General features: G+C 43.7%; 1 protein-coding gene. It reads right to left on the bottom strand.

The window, feature by feature from the left end; translation table 11 throughout:
* Nucleotides 1–254 precede the first annotated feature (254 nt).
* Nucleotides 255–1,289: an IS110 family transposase gene (locus HUS61_RS21090; protein ID WP_175083675.1), complete on the bottom strand. Its 1,035-nt coding sequence runs from the start codon at nt 1,287–1,289 to the stop codon at nt 255–257.
* Between the last annotated feature and the right edge of the window lie 88 nt (nt 1,290–1,377).

Genomic DNA, 1,377 nt, shown 5'->3' with positions numbered 1-1,377 from the left:
TTCGGCACTAAAGTACCTTATATGGACTCCTCCTATTGCACAATACTCTTCGTTAATTTTGTCAGACTGCGTACTTATATGCGGGCTCATAATGAGGAGCTACCTCGGCCCTTTGATGTATTCGCGCCCTTGTGCCTCTTCTCCTACTCGGTGTTTTAACACGCCAGGTACTTTACAGGCTATCAAGGGTGGGTCTAACCGCTTAACGCAGGTTCTTGGTCAATACTGTTGTTTCTGTTATTGAAGGCTAAATATTAATTGGCTAGTAAACTGGGTTCATAACTCGTGCCCTTTTTCAGCATGGCATACGCTGTCCTAACTGTTTTATTTGCTAACGCAATGGCGGCGCACTTCACACCCCGTCTTTCAACTAATGCTTTGAGCCATTGTTCTTTTTTCGTTTTTGGTTCTCGATGCTTTAACTGACTGATGACCGCTCTGGCTCCCAGAAACAAGTGGCTCCGTAATGTTATCTCGCCACGGTATTTGGCTATATGACCTATTCGTACTTTTCCACCACTTGAGTGCTGACGCGGGGTGACACCAACATTGGCTGCCGCATTACGTCCACTCGTAAAATGGGCTGTGTCACTTAAGCTTATTAATAAACCAACCGCTGTGATAGGCCCGACACCCTCAAGCGCCAGTAAGCGCTCACATTGCTCATCTTGTTTCACTAAACCTGTCAGCAACTCATTTAATGTTTCTTTTAATGTTGATTGGGCTTTAAATAATTCATAGCACTGAGCTATACACTGCCTTAAGCCAGCGGTTAACCCACTATCGCTATCCTCTAGAATCTCAGGAATGGCTTGCCTAAACGCGCATTCTGACTGCTTGATTACAATTCCAAATTCAAGTAACAAGCCTCTGATTTGATTAGCCAGCTGTCGTTTCTGCTTTTCAGCTAACGCACGCATTCGATCTATCGACTGTAGACTTTGCTGTGCTTGTGTCAGTGATTTACACGGGCGAACATTAGGCGAGAAAGAAGCGGCAGCTATTGCAATTACATCATTTGCATCTGTTTTCTGGCCAACTCTAAATGCTTTGACAAACCGAGGGTCTAGAATCACGACTTCATGACCTGCACTACGCGCTTTGCGTGCCCAATAATGAGCACCGCCACATGATTCCATAACAACTTTACAACGAGGAGAAGTGGTGAGTATCGACAGTAACTGTTTTCTGCTCACCGCTTTATTACTTTGTAGGTTTTGACGAAAAAACTTACCGACTTGAAAAACATTTTTTGCCAAGTCGATACTAATTAGGTTAAATTTTGACATGTATGGATTCCTTATTGGTAAAAGTAATTGTCCAATCTCTTTATACCGTACTCACCCTATTTGGGGGAGGAGTCCATACATCTCCTAC

Source organism: Pseudoalteromonas sp. 0802 (assembly GCF_013350085.1).
Taxonomy (GTDB): domain Bacteria; phylum Pseudomonadota; class Gammaproteobacteria; order Enterobacterales; family Alteromonadaceae; genus Pseudoalteromonas.
The sequence above is the reverse complement of the archived record's forward strand: the minus strand, read 5'-3'. Positions and strand labels throughout refer to the sequence as shown.

Excerpts from the sequence above, each read along its gene's own strand:
- HUS61_RS21090 (WP_175083675.1), bottom strand. The coding sequence starts at position 1,289 with ATGTCAAAATTTAACCTAATTAGTATCGACTTGGCAAAAAATGTTTTT.